Here is a 15251-nt window from a genome sequence, read left to right as displayed (position 1 = left end):
CCGGCTGCCAGAGATGACGGCCACTGTGGGGACCGGGGAAAGCCATAGTGCGGTCTTTCTCCTCGGCTTGAAGCCCCGGCAAACCACCGGGTCTCCAAGGCCGTCCCGCGCTGTAAGCTGGTAACCCACCAGCTAACACCGTCGACACAGTGGCCATCATCCCTGACCTCCTGCGGCTACGTTAGTCGATTCATTTCTCACTGGGATAACTGCCGTAACAAATTAGTCGTCTGAATGCTTGTAACGTTGATTATCCACTTCAAAATAACATATGTGCTAAAAACCGAAAGCACTGAAACACCCACCGTACCTGATGCAACGAGGATTGGCTATTGGGGTTTCGGCATACATAGCGGGAAATTGCAGCCTTACCGTTCACCAAATTTGGACTGGAACGCGATGGAAAGGACGGGACAAGCCAACCCCAAGACGGTCTTACCCCTCCCTTGAAACCGCAAAACACGTCTTCAAGTTGACATTTTCAAGAAAATCAATTGAAGACTCCACGGCTTAGTACAAATTTGACTCACTCTTGGCTACCTTGTTGAGCGCCAATAATATTGAGTAAGTGCTGTCATTCAGGATTTTAAACTAGCTTAGTTTCAAGAACACGTTTAACCGGAGGCTGTCAGAGGTGGAGCCAGCTGTGTCGACGGTGTTAGCCGATTCTCGGCTTACAGCGTGGGACGCGTTTGGAGACTGGTGGTTTTACAGGCTTCAAACCGAGCCGAAGGACCGCTTCTCAGCCCGTAGGCGTTCCCCACAGCAGGCGGAATCTCTGACAGCCGCAGGTGGCCCGGTGAGACTAATTTTAAGCCTATAACGCCTTACTATTCTTGGCCTAATAACATCAAAAAAGGCTCGGCTCAGCAGCTTGCTAAGTCGAACCTTTCTGTGGCGTTTATGACAAACCCGCAAACGTCTTTTCCTTCGGCAAATGTTGTCGCGGTGTTTACCGTTCGCTACATCATATCGTCAAATAGACTCAATTGGTTTTCATCTGGTAAGCCGTTCAGCACACCATTTTCCGTCATAAAGTCAATGATGGTCTTGGAGACCTTGCCTCGCTTGGCCAGATCTTCCTTAGAGATGAACGCCCGATCATTTCGCGCAGCCACGATTTGCTTGGCAACGTTCAGGCCTAGCCCTGGAGCTGCTTGGAATGGTGCAATCAACGTGTCACCGTCAATGATCCAATCGGCCGCATCAGACTTTTCCAGGTCAATCATCTTAAACTTGTAACCCCGTTCCAGCATTTCGTTGGCCAGTTCCAGGACTGTTAACAAGTTTTTATCCTTAGTCGACGCATCCATCCCCTGATCAGTGATGGCCTTCATCGCTGCCTTAACCGCCGTTTTCCCCTGAGACATGGAAACGACGTCGAAGTCATCCGCCCGCACGGAGAAGTAAGCCGCGTAGTAGATGATTGGGAAATAAACCTTGAAGTAGGCCACGCGCAACGCCATTAACACGTAAGCAGCGGCATGGGCCCGGGGGAACATGTACTTAATCTTCAAGCAAGAATCAATGTACCAGTCCGGACAGTCCGTCGCCTTCATCTTCTCCTGCCATTCATCCGGAATCCCTCGGCCCTTCCGCACGTGCTCCATTACTTGGAACGACGTTTCGGAATCAAGACCGAAGTTGATTAAGTCGGTCATGATGTTATCCCGGCACCCAATCACGTTAGCGATGGTGGCAGTACCGTTTTTAATTAATTCTTCGGCATTACCCAACCACACGTCAGTCCCGTGAGACAGACCAGAAATTTGAAGCAATTGCGAGTAGTTCTTTGGATGGGTTTCTTCGAGCATTCCCCGCACAAACCGCGTCCCAAATTCAGGCACACCGAGCGTCCCAGTTTTAGACTGAATCTGTTCTGGCGTCACGCCCAAGGAATCTGTCCCGGAGAACAACGCCATGACACCCGGATCATCCATGGGAATCGTCTGAGGATCGACCCCAGACAAATCTTGCAGTGTCCGAATCATCGTGGGGTCATCGTGTCCCAGAATATCAATTTTTAAAATGTTGTCGTGAATCGAATGGAAATCAAAGTGGGTCGTTTGCCAAGCCGCGTTTTGGTCATCGGCTGGGTACTGGATCGGCGTAAAGTCGTAAATATCCATGTAATCCGGCACAACAATGATTCCCGCGGGATGTTGTCCAGTCGTCCGCTTGACCCCGGTTGCGCCCTTAGCCAGTCGGTCGATCTCAGCGCCCCGGAACGTCTGCTCCGTATCACGCTCGTAGGCCTTCACGTACCCGTAAGCCGTCTTGTCGGCCACGGTACCGATCGTTCCGGCCCGGTACACGTTCTTCTCACCGAACAACACCTTAGTATAGTTATGGGCGATTGGTTGATAGTCCCCAGAGAAGTTCAAATCAATATCGGGGACCTTGTTCCCTTTGAATCCCAAGAAAGTTTCGAAAGGAATGTTATGACCGTCACCAATCATGAGCGTCCCACAGTTCGGACAATCCTTTTCCGGTAAATCGTACCCAGAACTATATTCCCCTTTGGTATAGAAATGAGAATACTGACACTTGGGACAACGGTAGTGGGGTGGCAGAGGGTTCACCTCAGTGATTCCCGTAAACGTTGCGACCACACTGGATCCAACGGACCCCCGAGACCCAACCAAGTAACCATCCTTATTGGACTTAGCTACTAGTCGTTGGGCAATCAAGTAGATCACAGAGAATCCGTTTCCAATGATCGACTTCAATTCCCGGTCCACTCGATGTTGTACCAATTCAGGTAGCGGGTCTCCGTACCACGCATGAGCGGTATCCATGGTTCGTTGCCGGATTTCATCTTCGGCCCCCTCCATCCGTGGCGTGTAGAGCTTATCTTTCAATGGATGAACATCATCCACATCATTGGCAATCTGCTGGGTGTTGGTGACCACGATTTCTTTGGCTGTTTCTTCACCCAAATAAGCAAAGTCCTTCAGCATTTCGTCCGTCGTCATGAAGTGAGCATCTGGCAATTCCTGTCGGTTGAGCGGATTGGCGCCCCCCTGCGAGTGAATCAGGATCTTCCGGTAAATGTAGTCCTCTGGATTCAAGTAGTGAACGTCCCCGGTGGCAACCACCGGCTTATTCAAGTCATGACCCAGCTTGACCATGTTCCCCACAATTTCTTCCAGGTTCGCCTCATCAGCAATCAATCCAGAATCAATCAACGGCTGGTAAGCCGCCTTGGGTTGGACTTCCAAATAGTCGTAGTACTTTGCCTTGGCGGCAGCTTCGACCTGGCCCTTTTGCATCATGGCCGTGAAGACCTCACCCGATGAACAGGCAGAACCCACGATGATGCCATCACGATAGTGGTCGAGTACACTACGGGGCACCCGGGGCACCCGGTAGTAGTAGTCGACGTTAGATGCCGAGACTAGCTTGAACATGTTTTTCAAGCCAGCCTGCGTCTTCGCAATTAGAATCGCATGACTCGGCCGCGCGTGCTTGTACGCATCGTTATCGGTCATGTGATCGTTCAGCTGGTCGTGATACTGAATGTCGTAGCGTTCCTCTGCATCCTTCAAGAATAGGTAGTTCAGATGACCAGTCGACTCCGCATCGTAGACGGCCCGGTGATGATGCTCCAAGCTAACGTGGAACCGCTTGGCCAGTGTGTTCAACCGGTAACTCTTCAGAGTTGGGTACAGAAAGCGCGCTAGCGTCAACGTATCAATGATGGGGTTAGGAATTTCCGGCATCCCATGGCGTTTATACCCAGTGTTCATGAATCCCACGTCAAACGTGACGTTATGGCCGACAATAATTGCGTCGCCACAGAATTCTCGGAAGAGTTTGAAGACCTCTTCTTCAGACTTCGATCCAGCTACCATATCATCCGTGATACTCGTCAGGTTCGTCGTCTGTTCAGACAATGGGAAACCGGGATCAATAAATTCCTCAAATTGGTCAACTACGTTCTTGTGTTGCATTTTGACGGCTGACAATTCAATAACTTTGTCATAGATGGCAGATAGTCCCGTCGTTTCCACGTCAAAGACCACGTACGTTGCACCGTCTAACGGCTCGTGAGCGCTGTTGTATCCAATTGGTACCCCATCGTCCACCAGGTTAGCCTCAACCCCGTAGAGCATCTTTACGCCAGCCTTAGCCCCCGCATTAAATGCTGCCGGGAACCCTTGAAGGTCAGCGTGATCTGTAATGGCTAGTGCGGGCATGCCCCACTTTTTAGCTTGACTGACGTAATCGCCAATCGGGTTGGTAGCGTCCATCTGGCTCATGGTCGTGTGTAGATGAAGCTCCACCCGTTTTTCACCCTCTGGTGCAGTGTCCTGACGCGTGGCGTGCTTAACTTGGTTAATATCATACGCCGTCAAAACGAGGTCTCGAACGTAGCTGTCCTCTTGAACGCTCCCACGTACTTTGACCCAGCTACCCTCTTCAATACCAGCAAATTGGGCCTCGTCTTCAGCACCCTTCGAGAATTTCTTGACGGAAATGGACGATGTATAATCGGTAATTTTGATTGTCAATAACTGGCGACCGGACCGCAATTTCCGAACTTCCTTGTCGAAGATATACCCTTCAACAATGACGGACCGTTCCTCTTGGGTAATATCTACCATCCGTAACGTTGGCTGGTCACCCTTGATTTGACGACCAATCTGAGTGGGCCCACTGGCAGCCGGGACATCCTCCTGTCGCCTCTGATTAGCTTTCTCAATGGCAACAGCCGCTTGTTGAGCCAACTGGGCATCCGTCTTCTCCTGACGGGCTTTAAACTCATCAATCTTAGCCTGCGACCGTGATTCATCTACCATGACGTGGATATTGAACTTAGGGAAACCAGCATCCACGTAGCTATCTTCAATTGGCCCTAGGGCCTGATTAGTCAGGAAATCCTTAACCACCTCGTTCTGTGCGTACAGCAGAACCCGACCATCACTATCCAGTTCTGGCACTTGTGACTGACATAGTTCCTGAACCAAGTTACCCGTTAAACCACTATTCTTGATGATCCATTCCCAGTAATCTCCCAATAAGCGGCTCGTCAATTCAGGTTCAGCCACTTCAATGGTGGCCTCAACCATCGCAATTTCGCGGAAAGCCACCTGTAAGTGATTGTGGAAATCAACAAAAGCGGTGAATGGTAAAATAGTCGACATCTTCAAGAAAAAGTGCCACCGGCGTGACTGTTCGTGTACGGTCAAATGGTCAATGGTCGCCGTTTGATAGTACGGCTGATCAGCCATTTCCGTGAGGTCTAGTTGTTGTAATAATTTTTCAAATAAAGCATGGCGATCTTCGTCCACGAGGAAACTCCTTTCATCTCATTGAACGATGGCCCGACTAACCGGACACCATCGCATGTGTCGTTAGAAAAAGACCAGCCGTGAATGCTGGTCTTTACGGTAAACTTAGTCAATATCTTTGAAAAGGATCTCAACGGTACTGGCAACTTCGTCTTTAATGACTTCAACGGTCTCACCGGTCTTACGAATCTTAATCTCAACGATTCCTTCGCCAGCCTTCTTACCGATGGTAATGCGGACAGGAATCCCCATTAAGTCGGAATCAGCGAACTTGACGCCTGGCCGTTCTTTCCGGTCATCGGTCAAGACCTGGTACCCTTTGGCCGTTAACTGCTTCTCCAATTCTTCAGTCAGATTGGCTTGGTCTTCCTTCTTCAGGTTGACTGGTACCAGGTGAATGTCGAATGGCGCAATATTACGCGGCCAAACCAACCCATTTTCATCGGCTTGTTGCTCAGCAACGGCGGAGAGTAACCGACTCACACCAATTCCATAACAACCCATGATGACTGGCTTTTGCCGGCCACCCTCGTCGAGAACGGTTGCGCCCAATGAATCAGAGTACCGCGTTCCCAACTTGAAAATGTGCCCGATTTCGATTCCCTTAGTAAACTTCAGGACACCGGAACCATCTGGTGACAGGTCCCCTGGTTGGACGTCATGGAAATCTCCGTAAGCATCGATCCGAAAATCTCGGTCAATGTTGGCGTTAATGTAATGGTGTTCATCTTCATCAGCACCAACAACGATGTTGACCATATCACCCACATATTGGTCAGCTAAAATTTTCACGTCTTCACTAACCCCAACGGGACCCAAGGAACCAAAGTTGGCGCCTAAGAACTGTTGGGCCTGTTCTGGCGTTGCCGGGTCTAAGAAATCAGCATCCAAGAAGTTCTTGAGCTTGGTTTCATTGACTTGGTGATCACCACGAACCAGTACCATGACAGGTTGTTCATCAGCTACGTACAACATACTTTTGACCAAGGTTGATGACTTAACATCCAAGAATTCGGCAACTTCATCAATCGTGTGCGCACCCGGCGTTTCGATTTTTTCCAAATCGGCCAATGGTGCGTGAGACTTCTTGCTGATGAAGAGACTCTTAGCCATTTCCAAGTTAGCTGCGTAATCCGAAGAATCAGAATAAACAATGGTGTCTTCCCCAATTGGAGCAATGGCAGAAAATTCCTTGGAATCTGAGCCACCCATGGCACCACCATCACCCACGATACCGCGGTAGTTTAAGCCAATTCGGTCGAAGATGTTTTGGTAAGCTTGTTCCATTTGACCGTAGATTCGGTCCAAGTCTTCGTTGTTAATTGAGAAGGAGTAAGCATCCTTCATGATGAATTCGCGGCCACGAAGTAACCCGTAACGAGGACGCTCTTCGTCCCGATACTTAGGTTGAATTTGGTACATCACTAGGGGCAGCTTCTTGTATGACTTAATTGAGTCACGCACCAGCATCGTGAAGGTTTCTTCGTGCGTTGGTGCAAGGATAAAGTCACTGTCGTGTCGATTCTTAAACTTGAATAAATTGTCGCCATAAGTGTCATAACGACCCGATTCCTTCCAGAGTGAGGCTGGTAAGACTGCGGGCATCAACATTTCAACGGCCCCCACCTTTTCCATTTCCTCACGGATGATCGTTTCAATGTTCATCAACACACGGTAAGCGAGTGGCAAGTAAGCGTACATCCCGGCCGTAACCTGGCGAACGTACCCGGCCCGCAGCATCATTTGATGACTGAGAGCTTCTGCATCATTGGGCACCTCTTTCAGTGTCGGAATGAGTAGTTGTGATTGTTTCATAGCAAATATTCCCTTCTAGTGACGTCTTAATTCTGTTAATGAATGAAGAAGCGTTCAATATCGTTCCACGTGACTAGCAACATCAGTAGAACTAAGAACCCCACTCCAACCAGCGTAATCCCAGCTTCCACGTTTTCTGAAAGCGGCTTGCGTCGGATGGCCTCAATTATGTTTAATAATATTTTACCACCATCTAGGGCTGGAATTGGGATTAAATTGACAATTGCCAAGTTGATCGATAGGAAAGCCAAGAAGTTCAGCACCCCAACCATCCCAAACTTGGTGGCTTGAGAAGTCGTCGCAAAGATGGCCACCGGACCACCCAAATCGTTCAAACTAAAATGGCCAGAAACCATACTCCAGAGCGCACCTAACAAGGTCTTGGTCATCATCCAAGTCTGTGTAAAGCCAGAAGCCAGGATGGCTCCTACGTGTTTATTCTGTGCCTGAGTGATACCAATCATCCCGACAGTCTTCCCATTGGACTTTTGACCAGCTGGTTTCAACACGATTTGTTTCGTCGTTGACCCCCGTTTGATCGTTAACGTGGTCTTCTGGTTGGCCCGGGGTTGAATAGCGGTACTCAGATCAGTCCAACTACTGGTCTTCTTGCCATCAACTGCCATAATCTTGTCATTAGTCTTAATGCCGGCTTTTTGTGCCACCGAGACCGGTGAACTTGCCACCGTAACCTGGTTAGTGCCCATGGGCACACCACCCTGCACGAAGGCCATCAACATGTAGGCAATGATTGCCAAAAAGATGTTGTTCATCGGTCCAGCAAAGTTGGTCATCAAACGACGGCCCAAAGAAGCGGATTGAAATTGAACGTCCTTCGGCGCAATTTGCAGCTCAGTGCCGTCACTTTCTATAATTGTAGCGTCGTGAGCCACTGAATAGCGCTTGACTTCGGATTCGTCGCCATTCTCGTAACCCTCAATCCAGAGTTCTTCTTCCAAATCAGTGCCCGTTACTTCCAACGGAATACCGTTGAACAACGTCGACTTTTTACTGGTATTAATGCGTTGAACCTTCTCGTCATCCCCAACGTAGAGGCTAACGGGTGTTCCAGGTTTCAATTCTTCTTCGTCGTCTTCAGCACCCGCCATGCGGACGTACCCACCGACGGGGAGGAGGCGCAACGTATAAGTCGTGCCATCCTTTCCCCGGTGATAGACCAGTTTGGGACCCATCCCGATAGAGAACTCCCGAACCAGGATACCGCCTCGCTTGGCAAAGTAAAAGTGCCCAAACTCATGCACGATTACCAAAATCCCAAAAACAATGATAAAGGTAATAATCGTTGTAATCACAGATGTCGTCCCTTCTTCAAGTACTGTTCGTTGTTTTTTACCTGCTCCCTAGCATACCTTAACGACCCGCTGAGACGCAAGCGAACAGCTAGACTTAGATCAACCCAAAGAGGTGAATGACGGGAAGAACTAACAATAAACTATCGAACCGATCCAAAATACCACCATGTCCAGGTAAAATCTTACCCGAATCCTTAACACCGTAATACCGTTTCAAAGCAGACTCAACCAGGTCGCCAAACTGACCGGTAACGGAGAAAATCAGCGTCAATAAAATCATGATTCCCAAGTTAAAGTTCCCAATTGGGTAGAAGTACCAGAAGATGGTTCCAACGATGGTTGCGACCAGCGTCCCACCAATTGAGCCTTCCCAGGTCTTGTTAGGGCTGATGTGGGGCGCTAATTTATTTTTCCCAATCTTACGTCCAATCATGTAGGCACCAGAGTCCGTCGTCCAAACAATGAAGAGCGCGTACAATAAGGCCACCAAGCCAACGCCTCTAGCTTCAATAAAGAAGTGGAACCCAATTCCGATGTATAACATGCTCAAGGTAATCACGCCGGCATCGTCGAATGAGAACCGGTTCTTGGAAACCACCGTCCGCAACAATAATAGCAGGACAAATAGGTAAACGATGTACCAAGGATTTAAATAACTGGGTAACCAATCCCACCAACTCGTGGGGGCAATCACCGCAATGATCCCAATTCCAGAAATCCAAGCCTCTGGACTGACCAAAAGTTTCTTCCGCATGATCAGCACTTCAGAAAGTGCTACTAACCCTAAAGCAACGGCCGCGATATCTACCCAGATACCCCCAGCAATGATAATGGGAATAAAGATAATCAACGCAACAACTGCTGTAATAACCCGTTGTCTCATTTCACAAGCTCCTCAATTCAATTTTATTTCGTGTTGTCGGTGGCTAACCCACCAAAACGACGGTGACGCTGTTGATACTCATAAATTGCTTGTTCTAACGCCGTTTGATCAAAATCTGGCCAGTGTTGCTGGGTGAAGACAAACTCACTGTAGGCCACCTGCCAGAGCATGAAATTAGAGAGTCGTTCTTCACCACTCGTCCGAATCAAAAGATCGGGGTCCCGTAGTTCGCCCAAATCAGCCGTCATCAATTCTCGGTCGATGGCGTCATCATCAATATCAGTGGCAGTCAACTGACCAGTTTGCACCTGTTCAGCCAGCTTTTGAACAGCCGTGACAATCTCAGCACGCCCGCCATAATTTAAGGCAAAGTTCAACACCATTCCGGTACAATCTTTGGTATCCGCAATCGCATCGTTGACCGCCTTTTGCGTTGCCGCTGGCAACTGATCAGTGTACCCCATGACTTTGACGCGGATATTATTTTTCACCAAATCAGGCACGAACGTCCCAAAGAAGTCGACGGGCAACTTCATCAGATAATTAACTTCTGCTGACGGCCGTTTCCAATTTTCAGTAGAAAAAGCGTACAAGGTCAAGACTTTGACCCCAAGATTACTAGCAGCCATTGCCACCGTTTTAACAGTATTCATGCCCTGTTTGTGACCCGCAATTCGCGGTAAATGGCGTTGCTGAGCCCAACGACCATTACCATCCATAATAATGGCAACGTGAGCGGGAATATTGGTCTCATCTAATTGCCGTTCTTCAACTTCACCTGTAGTTTGATCCTTATTTAAAAAAGAAAACACGGCGCACCTCCATTGGTCTTTACAACCTCTCATCATAACAAAAAAAGGACCGGGAAACTATCCCGGCCCCTAAATTGAGCAAAAATTTAGTTTTTTGACCGGCTTACTCAATTAACCGCCATTCACCACGCTTGGCATCAACTAAAGTGCCAAAGTAGCTCAACAGGTTGTTAGCATCGTCGGCGCTAACTTCACCCAAGAGATTCAGGCCTTCCCCAGTTGGTAATGGGTCGCCCAAATCGGTAATTTCGTTGCCATTTTCGATGGTTGCCTTGGAGAAAGAAATAATCCAGTCATCACCGATCAATTGCGTAATGACAAAGAACAAGTTGAAATCATCACTCACAAAAGCGGGTTGGGCGTATACGCCTTCCTGAATTTGTTCAAGTTCGGCACCGTTGTAGTTCAATACTGAAACATTTTCAGCATTAACCGCGTTGTTCAGCCGAAAGACCATTTTCCCAAATTCCTTAGAACCTGGGGTGATTTCCATGTTGTCTTGGTTGTTTTCGTTTTCTTCTGCCATTTTTAAGCGCTCCTTCTCAGTTGGTTTTAGTCAGTTAAAACTTCTTTTTCCTTGTCAGCGGCGATTGCGTCAACGCCCTTGATGGCCTTGTCGGTAACCTTCTGAACTTGATCTTCCAGGTTGTGCAGGTCGTCATCAGTATAGTCGCCATTCTTATGGCCCTTCTTAACAGCGTCCATTGCATCACGCCGAACATTTCTGACAGCGACTTTGCCCTCCTCAGCCTTGGACTTAACCGTCTTGGCGATCTCTTTACGCCGTTCTTCGGTTAATTGTGGGATGACCAAACGAATAGCCGTTCCGTCATTAGCTGGTGTAATCCCAACATCGGATTCCATGATGCCCTTCTCGATGTCTTCCAAGGCAGACTTGTCGTAAGGCGTCACCATCAAAATCCGTGGTTCTGGAATCGTAATGGCAGCCACTTGGTTCAATGGCGTTTGAGCGCCGTAGTAGTTGACCATGACCCGGTTCAAGATGCTGGCGTTGGCCCGACCGGCACGAATCGTTCCCAATTCACGTTTCAGGGCTTCTTCAGCCTTCTTCATTTTATCTTGTGCAGTTGTAATTATCTGATCTGCCATATTATTTACCCCTTACTGTTGTCCCGATATTTTCGCCCTCAACAACCTTGCGAATATTACCTTGCTTGTTCAGGTTGAAAACGACGAATGGGATATCATTGTCCATTGAAAGTGAGCTTGCCGTTGTGTCCATCACGTGTAAGCCCTTGTTAATGATGTCTAATTGTGTCAGTTGGTCAAACTTAACAGCATCTGGGTCCTTGTTAGGATCGGCTGAGTAAATACCATCGACCCCGTTCTTAGCCATCAAGATGGCATCGGCGTTGATTTCAGCTGCTCGCAATGCTGCCGTTGTATCCGTAGAAAAGTATGGGCTACCAGTCCCACCGGCAAAGATAACGACCCGTTCCTTTTCCAGGTGACGAATGGCCTTGCGCCGGATGTAAGGTTCTGCAATCTGGCGCATTTCGATAGAAGTTTGTACCCGCGTTGGGACCCCGATTGATTCCAGATTGTCCTGGAGTGCTAACGCGTTCATGATGGTTGCTAACATGCCAATGTAGTCAGCTTGGGCCCGTTCCATGCCCATCTGTTCACCGGACACGCCACGCCACATGTTTCCACCACCAACCACAATAGCGATTTGGATGCCCAAATTGTAGACATCCTTGACCTCTTCCGCTACGGTTTTAATTACTGGCGGATTAATGCCAAATCCCTTATCCCCGGCTAAAGCTTCACCGCTGAGCTTCAGCATAATCCGTTTATACTTTACGTCCGCCATTGTGTTTCCTCCTATTGTATTCTGACAATAATTCTATCATAAACCCAGGGCTAGTGATAGTCACGGGCGATGAATTACCCATTTTCCTTACAATTCTTGCTGTATTTCTGAAATGTGGGTAGCCCTTAATCAATCACTAACCGGCACACCACCCGTGAAGCTAACAAAAAAGCGTAGTTTCCGAGCGGAATCTACGCTTTTCTTCAAAAAATTAACCGTTGATTTGGTCATGAACTTCTTTAGCCAGATCAACCGTTGGCTTTTCGATTCCTTCACCAACTTCGTAACGAACAAAGTTGACTAACTTGCCACCCTTGCTAGCAACGAATTGGCTAACAGTTTGGTCGCCATCTTTAACGAATGGTTGGTCAGCTAAGCTGATTTCTGACAAGAACTTGTGTAAACGGCCTTCGACCATCTTTTCGACGATCTTTTCAGGCTTGCCTTCGTTCAGAGCTTCTTGCTTCAAGACTTCACGTTCGTGAGCTAAACGGTCAGCAGGAATGTCATCGCGAGAAACAAATTCAGGGTTGATAGCAGCAACGTGCATTGCAACGTCCTTAGCAGTTGCTTCATCAGCGCCTTCCAAGACAACTAAAGCAGCAATTTGGCCACCTTGGTGTAGGTATGAACCAAATACTTGGCTGTCCGTCTTCTTTTCGATAGCGAAACGACGTAATTGCACATTTTCACTGGTAACTTGCGTCGTCTTAACAATTTCTTCGTTGATCGTTGACCCATCAGCTGTTGGTAAAGCTAAAGCTGCGTCCAAGTCAGCTGGTTGCTTAGCAGCAATCGTGTCAGCAACTAAGTCAACTAAACCGTTAAAGGTGTCGTTGGTTGCAACGAAGTCAGTTTCTGAGTTCACTTCGATGATAGCGGCGGTGTTACCGTCAACCTTCACCCGAGCTAAACCGTTAGCAGCAACGTTGCCACTCTTCTTCTTAGCCTTAGCGATACCTTTTTCACGTAAGAAGTCGATGGCTTTGTCCATATCGCCTTCAGAAGCAACCAGAGCCTTCTTAGCATCCATCATCCCAACTTGGGTCTTGTCCCGTAATTCTTTTACTTGTGCCGCAGTGATTTTGCTTGCCATGTGTAATGGCCTCCTTTTGTCATTTCATCTAATTCACCAAAAAAGACTGACTCAATCTCAGGCCATTATCGGTCCTAAACATTAAGCCAGCCTAAGGTGCTTTAAATCTATATTTGGAAAGTAGCAGTTAACCCGCTACCTTGCATTTAATTACTTGTTGTCGCCTTCGACAGCGTTAACGATGCTTTCCATTGAGTTGTCAGCGGTCTTCTTGTCGCCCTTAGCGGCATCAGACTTTTGACCTTCAAAGGTCTTTTCGTTAACTTGGTCTTCACCCTGACGGCCTTCAACGATAGCATCAGCCATCTTAGAAGTAATCAGACGAACGGCACGGATAGCGTCATCGTTAGATGGGATAACCACGTCAATTTCATCTGGGTCAGTGTTCGTATCAACCATAGCAACGATCGGAATGTTCAACTTTTGTGCTTCGTGAACAGCGATTTGTTCCTTGCGAGGGTCAACGATAAACATAACGTCAGGCAGCTTAGGCATGTCTTCGATACCACCTAAGAAACGTTCCAACTTGTCTTGTGACTTCTTAAGTAAGGAAACTTCCTTCTTAGGAAGAACATCAAAAGTACCGTCAGTAGCCATCTTCTTCAAATCTTTAAGACGCTTGATCCGAGTTTGGATGGTTTCCCAGTTGGTCAAAGTCCCACCTAACCAACGGTGGTTAACGTAGTACTGACCAGCACGGGTAGCTTCTTCTTCGATAGAATCTTGAGCTTGCTTCTTCGTACCAACAAACAGAACAACGGCGCCCTTTGCAGCTTCGTCCTTCATGTAGTTGTAAGCAGCGTCGATCAACTTCACCGTCTTTTGTAAGTCGATGATGTAGATACCGTTACGTTCCGTGAAGATGTATTGCTTCATCTTAGGGTTCCAACGACGGGTTTGGTGACCAAAGTGGACACCGGCTTCGAGCAGTTGTTTCATTGAAATAACAGCCATGATAAAATGCCTCCAAATAGTTTTTGATTTCCTCCCCCACGCTCATTTGACCAGAGAACTCGCTAGCGAGCACCCCTCCAGTCATCACGCAAGGTGTGAATTGGCGCATACGCACCGAAAGTTATTATACAAAATCGCAGGCCCTAACACAAGGAAAAACGTGAAAGTTTTGCATTAAATTGGAAAAAAATGCTAGTTGTGGTAAACTGCTTAGGACTTACATGAGGAGGAACGAACATGATAAAAGCGGTCGTCTTCGATGTCGATGACACGCTCTATGACCAAAAAGCCCCGTTTGTAGCGGCTTTACGGACACAGTTACAGTTACCAGCTGACTATGATCTAGACCCAATTTTTCAGTCCTATCGGCAGCAAAGCATGCAAGCCTATGCTGAGGTTGCCAGCGGTCGCTGGTCGCGTGAGGAAATGGCCGTTAACCGGTTAAATATTGCGCTTCAGCAACAAAACTTACCAGGTGTAACGACGGCCCAAGCGTTAGATTTTGAGCAAGCTTACACCCATGGCCTGAATCATATTGAACTCTTCCCCGGACTAAAGACGGCCCTTGACCGCCTCCACTCCCAATTCCAACTGGGCATTATTACCAATGGTAAAACGCAACACCAATTGGCAAAAGTGATGCGGTTGCAAATGCATCGCTGGATTGATCGTGAAGCCATCCTCACTTCAGAGGATGCTGGCGTGGAAAAACCCGATCCGCAAATTTTTACCATGATGAACCGACGTTTAGGCCTGCGGGCTAGCGAAGTGGCTTACGTCGGTGATTGTTACAGTATGGACGTCAAAGCCGCCAAAAAGGCTGGTTGGCATGCCTTTTGGTTTAATCACCGTAACCTGGAAATTCCAGATGGTGAGTGGATTCCTGACCAAACGGTTGGCAACGCCTTAGAGTTACAAGATTTATTACTGGCATTGAGTGCCGTTCCTGAATTTTAGGAAACTTAATCAATGCGACTTTCTCAATTTATTGAGAAGGTCGTTTTTTGTTGTCTGCTATCAAATGAACTAACATGATCGCGCTGCGGCGCCCAGGGCCGGGGCCTGCCGTGGGGACGCTTCCTCGCTTTGAAGCCACGAAGCCCACCTGTCTACCCATATCGCCAGCTAACAAAGTACGCCAGCTGACGATATTTTCACGGCCAGCCCCGTCTCTGGCCACCTCCGCTTAAATTGCACACCATTTGGCTAACTCAAACAGGCCTGAGAAAGTTCTCAGGCCTGTTTCTGCT

At 48.1% G+C, this 15251-nt stretch carries 11 protein-coding genes; 1 reads left to right on the top strand and 10 read right to left on the bottom strand.

Annotated elements, in window-relative coordinates; all coding sequences use genetic code 11:
* Positions 1 to 962: 962 nt before the first annotated feature.
* The 10 genes from AB3Y94_RS01780 to rpsB form a co-directional block, all read right to left on the bottom strand.
* Complete coding sequence (locus tag AB3Y94_RS01780) at positions 963 to 5294, bottom strand: PolC-type DNA polymerase III (RefSeq protein WP_367294866.1); 4332 nt, start codon at positions 5292 to 5294, stop codon at positions 963 to 965.
* Positions 5295 to 5399: 105 nt separating this feature from the next.
* Positions 5400 to 7109, bottom strand: a complete 1710-nt coding sequence (locus AB3Y94_RS01775; RefSeq protein ID WP_367294865.1) for a proline--tRNA ligase — start codon at positions 7107 to 7109, stop codon at positions 5400 to 5402.
* Positions 7110 to 7144: 35 nt separating this feature from the next.
* A complete protein-coding gene (rseP, locus tag AB3Y94_RS01770) occupies positions 7145 to 8422 on the bottom strand; it encodes an RIP metalloprotease RseP (protein ID WP_367294864.1) in 1278 nt (425 codons plus the stop codon).
* 94 nt (positions 8423 to 8516) lie between these two features.
* Positions 8517 to 9305: a phosphatidate cytidylyltransferase gene (locus AB3Y94_RS01765; RefSeq protein ID WP_125681091.1), complete on the bottom strand. Its 789-nt coding sequence runs from the start codon at positions 9303 to 9305 to the stop codon at positions 8517 to 8519.
* 23 nt (positions 9306 to 9328) lie between these two features.
* Positions 9329 to 10117 (bottom strand): isoprenyl transferase, encoded by a 789-nt coding sequence (locus tag AB3Y94_RS01760; RefSeq protein ID WP_225428373.1) that lies wholly within the window; start codon positions 10115 to 10117, stop codon positions 9329 to 9331.
* A 103-nt stretch (positions 10118 to 10220) separates the two neighbouring features.
* The gene (locus AB3Y94_RS01755) at positions 10221 to 10643 is read right to left on the bottom strand and encodes a hypothetical protein (protein WP_125681087.1); all 423 of its coding nucleotides are present in this window, start codon (positions 10641 to 10643) and stop codon (positions 10221 to 10223) included.
* A 26-nt stretch (positions 10644 to 10669) separates the two neighbouring features.
* Positions 10670 to 11227, bottom strand: a complete 558-nt coding sequence (frr, locus tag AB3Y94_RS01750; protein WP_367294863.1) for a ribosome recycling factor — start codon at positions 11225 to 11227, stop codon at positions 10670 to 10672.
* A gap of 1 nt (position 11228) precedes the next feature.
* Positions 11229 to 11951 carry a UMP kinase gene (gene pyrH / locus AB3Y94_RS01745; RefSeq protein WP_125681083.1) on the bottom strand — a complete coding sequence of 241 codons (723 nt, stop codon included), beginning with the start codon at positions 11949 to 11951 and terminating at the stop codon, positions 11229 to 11231.
* Positions 11952 to 12162: 211 nt separating this feature from the next.
* Positions 12163 to 13047: a translation elongation factor Ts gene (gene tsf / locus AB3Y94_RS01740; protein WP_367294862.1), complete on the bottom strand. Its 885-nt coding sequence runs from the start codon at positions 13045 to 13047 to the stop codon at positions 12163 to 12165.
* 150 nt (positions 13048 to 13197) lie between these two features.
* Positions 13198 to 14001, bottom strand: coding sequence for a 30S ribosomal protein S2 (gene rpsB / locus AB3Y94_RS01735; protein ID WP_367294861.1), 804 nt, complete (start codon positions 13999 to 14001; stop codon positions 13198 to 13200).
* Between the two features lie 237 nt (positions 14002 to 14238).
* On the opposite strand from rpsB, the gene AB3Y94_RS01730 reads away from it, so the two are divergent.
* On the top strand, positions 14239 to 14958 hold the full coding sequence (locus AB3Y94_RS01730; protein WP_367294860.1) for an HAD family hydrolase: 720 nt from the start codon (positions 14239 to 14241) through the stop codon (positions 14956 to 14958).
* Positions 14959 to 15251: the final 293 nt, after the last annotated feature.

It is taken from the genome of Levilactobacillus yonginensis (assembly GCF_964065165.1).
GTDB lineage: Bacteria > Bacillota > Bacilli > Lactobacillales > Lactobacillaceae > Levilactobacillus > Levilactobacillus yonginensis_A.
Note: the sequence above shows the minus strand (reverse complement) of the source record. Positions and strands in the feature narration are given on the sequence as shown.